At 74.1% G+C, this 4,255-nt stretch carries 3 protein-coding genes; 1 reads left to right on the forward strand and 2 read right to left on the reverse strand.

Going from position 1 to position 4,255, the window contains the following annotated elements:
* Positions 1 to 89 precede the first annotated feature (89 nt).
* Together AB8Z36_RS33390 and AB8Z36_RS33395 are read right to left on the reverse strand one after the other, a co-directional pair.
* Complete coding sequence (locus AB8Z36_RS33390; RefSeq protein ID WP_440582063.1) at positions 90 to 785, reverse strand: class I SAM-dependent methyltransferase; 696 nt, start codon at positions 783 to 785, stop codon at positions 90 to 92.
* 125 nt (positions 786 to 910) lie between these two features.
* Entirely contained in the window at positions 911 to 2,653 is a 1,743-nt protein-coding gene (locus AB8Z36_RS33395; RefSeq protein ID WP_369217135.1) for an MFS transporter, read from the reverse strand.
* Positions 2,654 to 2,922: 269 nt separating this feature from the next.
* Between AB8Z36_RS33395 and AB8Z36_RS33400 the strand changes: the two genes are divergently transcribed.
* Positions 2,923 to 4,255, forward strand: a 1,333-nt coding sequence (locus AB8Z36_RS33400; protein WP_369217136.1) for an acyl-CoA dehydrogenase, incomplete at its 3' end; no start/stop codon positions are given.

Consider the following 4,255-nt stretch of genomic DNA (forward strand, 5'->3'; position numbering starts at 1 on the left):
GTCAGCGGGCGGCCGATGCGGCGCCTGGGGGGCGGGGAGGGATCGAATTCCGGACCTACGTACGACACGGGGCGAGCCTATCCGCGAGGTCAGGTCCCCGCTCCCGTTCGCCGCAGCACGCGCAGCGAGTCCACCCCCGCCACCTCGGTGAACGCACCGGACCCGAGGGCCCGGAGATAGACGCGGTAGGGCGCCTGGCCGGTCATGATGTCGACGGGGTCGGGGAAGACGTCGTGGATGACGAGCAGACCGCCCTCGGCGACGTGCGGGGCCCAGCCCTCGTAGTCGGCCGTGGCGTGTTCGTCCGTGTGGCCCCCGTCGATGAAGACCAGGCCGAGCGCGCCGCCCCAGGCCTTCGCCACCTGCGGCGAACGCCCGACGACCGCGATCACGTGCTCCTCAAGGCCCGCCGCGTGCAGGGTGCGGCGGAAGGTGGGCAGCGTGTCCATCAGGCCGACCTCGGGGTCCACGGTCTCCGGGTCGTGGTACTCCCAGCCCGGCTGCTGCTCCTCGCTGCCCCGGTGGTGGTCCACGGTGATGGCGCTGACCCCGGCCCTGCGTGCGGCGTCGGCGAGCAGGATCGTGGAGCGCCCGCAGTAGGTGCCGACCTCAAGGAGCGGCAGGCCGAGCGCGGCGGCCTCCGTGGCGGCCGCGTACAGCGCGAGCCCCTCCTCGCGCGGCATGAAGCCCTTGGCGGCCTCGAAGGCGGCGAGGATCTCGGGCTCGGGCACCTGCGGTCCGGGCGTGGGCACCTGCGGTCCGGGCGCGGCGGCCGTCTCGGCCATGGGCTTCCTCCAGGTCGTGGGTCGTGACTCGTCATAGGTCGTACGGGGGCGTGGGCGCCCCATGATGCACCGCACCCCCGCCACTTCGGTGGCGGGGGTGCGGCTGTGCGCGGGGAATGCCGAGGTCAGGCCGGTACGTCGGTGCCGTCGGACGAGCCGGTGAGGGCCAGGTCGACCCGCACGGGACGCTCGTCGCCCCGGTGTGCCGCGGCCGAGGCGCGGGGCGCGTGGCCCGACGCGGTGGCGGCGAGGACGTAGGAGCCGTCGCCGGGGACGTCCAGGGCGTAGCGGCCCTCGGCGTCGGTGAGGGCGGCGCCCGCCTGCTTGCCGCGGCGGTCGATCAGGGTCACCTTGGCGCGGGCCAGCGGCGCGCCGTCCGCGCCGTGCACCTGGCCGTGGAACCCGGCGAGGGCCTTGGTGGCGCGCTCCAGGTTGGCGTCCTCCTCGCTGCTCGCCCTCAGCTGCGTCGTGGCGGGGCGGCGCGCCGAGGGCAGCAGCAGGGCGAAGACCAGGCCGATCGCGACGGCGCCGGTGGCGATCAGGAAGGAGACCCGGAAGCCGTGCATGGTCGGCACGGCGACGCCGCCGACGTGGTGCGCGGTGTTGGCGAGGACCATGCCGATCACGGCGCTGGAGACGGAGGTGCCGATCGAGCGCATCAGGGTGTTCAGGCCGTTGGCCGCGCCCGTCTCCGAGGGGTCGACCGAGCCGATGATGAGCGCGGGCAGCGAGGAGTAGGCGAGACCGATGCCCGCGCCGAGCACCACCGCGATGATGATCGTCTGCCAGGCGGCGCTCATCAGGCCGAGGCCCGCGCCGTAGCCGATGGCGATGATCAGCATGCCGAGGATGAGGGTGGTCTTCGGGCCGTACTTCGCGGAGAGGCGGGCGTAGACGGGGGCCGTGAACATCATCGTCAGGCCGAGCGGCATCACGCACAGGCCCGCGACGACCATCGACTGACCGAGGCCGTAGCCGGTCGCGGACGGCAGCTGGAGGAGCTGGGGCAGGACGAGCGAGACGGCGTAGAAGGCGACGCCGACCATGATCGAGGCCAGGTTGGTGAAGAGCACCGAGCGCCGGGCCGTGGTGCGCAGGTCCACCAGCGGCGCCTTGACGCGCAGCTCCATCACGCCCCACAGGGCGAGCACGAGGGCCGCCGCGGCGAAGAGGCCGAGCGTGGTGCCGGAGGACCAGCCCCAGTCGCTGCCCTTGGTGATCGGCAGCAGGAACAGCACGAGCCCGGCGGAGAGGCCGAGCGCGCCGAGCACGTCGAAGGTGCCCTCGGCGCGCATGGGGCTCTCGGGGACGAAGACCAGGGTCAGCGCCATCGAGAGGACGCCGAGGCCCGCGGCGCCGAAGAACAGGGCGTGCCAGTCGGCGTGCTGCGCGGTGAGCGCGGCGAGTGGCAGCGCGAGACCGCCGCCGACGCCGATGGAGGAGCTCATCAGCGCCATGGCCGAGCCGAGCTTCTCGCGCGGCAGCTCGTCCCGCATCAGGCCGATGCCGAGCGGGATGGCGCCCATGGCGAAGCCCTGGAGCGCGCGGCCCACGATCATCACCAGGAGATCGTCGGTGAAACCGCAGATCAGCGAGCCGACGACCATCACGGCGAGGCTGGAGAGCAGCATCCGCCGCTTGCCGAAGAGATCTCCGAGGCGGCCCATGATCGGCGTGGCGACGGCGCCCGCGAGCAAGGTCGAGGTCATGACCCAGGTGGCGTTCGAGGGCGCGGTGTCCAGCAGGGTCGGCAGATCCTTGATCACCGGCACGAGCAGGGTCTGCATCACCGCGACGACGATGCCGGAGAAGGCGAGTACGGGGACGACTCCGCGTATGCCGCGTGGTTGGGTCGTCGTCATCGACATTGCGTGGGGCCTCCGAAGGGCGCGTGGGGGAACCGGGCGGAACGCTGTGGCTCGCCGGTGGCTCCGGGCAGGGTTACGTGTAACTCGAACCTGTCACCTTGGGCGACTATTCCGACGGGTGTCGTACGAGGGGAACTCTTGACCTTCCCTTAACCGGGTCATCAACCTCCGCTCGGTCCGGCCGATCGGGCAGGTGTCTGACCTTCCGTCAGATTGGAACGTGTTCTACTGTGTCGCCGTCCCGGCAGCAGCTACCGGCGGAGATGCGCATGGGGATCGGAATCACCGTGGAACAGGCGGAGTTGGCGGCGGCGGTGCGTGGCTGGATCGCGCGCTCCGTGCCCCCCGAGGAGATACGCAAGCTGCTCGACGCCCCCTCCGGCGGCGGCAGGCCCGCCCACTGGGACGGCCTCGCGGAACAGGGCCTGCTCGGGGTCCACCTGCCCGAGGAGTGCGGCGGCGGGGGCGGGGACCTCGTCGACCTGGCGGTGGTCATCGAAGAGGCGGCCACCGCCGCGTTCCCCGGACCCTTCCTCGCGAGCTGCCTCGCCTCGGAGGTGCTGCGCGCCGCGGGCGCGCACGGACTCGCCGCCGCTCTCGCGGACGGCCGCCGGATCGGGGCCGTCGCCCTCGGCGCGGGCACGCTCACCGCCGTCGCCGTGGACGGCGGTCACATCCTGGACGGCACCGCCCCGCCCGTGCTCTCCGGCGGCGAGGCCGACCTGCTGATCCTGGCCGCCGTCTCCGCGTCGGGCCCGCTGTGGCTCGCCGTCGACGCGGCTTCGCTCCGGATACGTACGCACGACAGCGCCGATCCGACGCGGCCCACCGCCGAGGTGAGCGCGCGGGCGGTGCGGGTGCCCGCCGAGCGGGTGCTCGCCGTCGGCCCGGCGGCCGTGCGCGACCTCGCGGCCGTCGTGCTCGCCGCCGACGCCTGCGGCACCGCCGCCCGCGCGCTGCGCATCGCCGCCGGGCACGCCAAGGTGCGCGAGCAGTTCGGGCGGCCCATCGGGCGGTTCCAGGGCGTCAAGCACCTCTGCGCCGACATGCTGCTCCGGGTCGAGCAGGCCGCCGCCCTGACCTGGGACGCGGCCCGCGCCGCCGGGGACGCCGGAGCGCCGGAGGAGGCACGGGAACTGGCCGTCGCGCTCGCCGCGGCCACCGCCCTGGACGCCGCGTACTCCTGCGCCAAGGACTGCGTACAGATCCTCGGCGGCATCGGCTTCACCTGGGAGCACGACGCCCACCTCCACCTGCGCAGGGCCGTCGTGGCCCGGCAGCTCATCGGCACCGGCGACACCCACCGGCTGCGCGCCGTGCGGCTCGCCGAGTCCGGCGCCCGCAGGGAGCTGCGCCTCGAACTGCCCGAGGAGGCGGCGGCCCACCGCGAGCGGGCCCGCGAGGTCATCGCACGGGCCCGCGGCCTCGACCCCGCGGCGGCCCGCGCGGCCCTCGCCCCCACCGGCTACGCAGCCCCGCACCTGCCCGTCCCCTACGGCCTCGGCGCGGGCCCCGTCCAGCAGCTCGCCGTGCGGGAGGAGCTGCGGGCCGCCGGGGTCAGGGTCAGCGACCTCGGCATCGCGACCTGGGTGGTGCCCTCGC

Source organism: Streptomyces flavofungini (assembly GCF_041028215.1).
In the GTDB taxonomy this organism is placed as follows: domain Bacteria; phylum Actinomycetota; class Actinomycetes; order Streptomycetales; family Streptomycetaceae; genus Streptomyces; species Streptomyces flavofungini_B.

What these genes read in the sequence shown, in the direction of transcription:
- AB8Z36_RS33390 (WP_440582063.1), bottom strand. Translation starts at nt 785, where the DNA reads ATGGCCGAGACGGCCGCCGCGCCCGGACCGCAGGTGCCCACGCCCGGA.
- AB8Z36_RS33395 (WP_369217135.1), bottom strand. Translation starts at nt 2,653, where the DNA reads ATGTCGATGACGACGACCCAACCACGCGGCATACGCGGAGTCGTCCCC.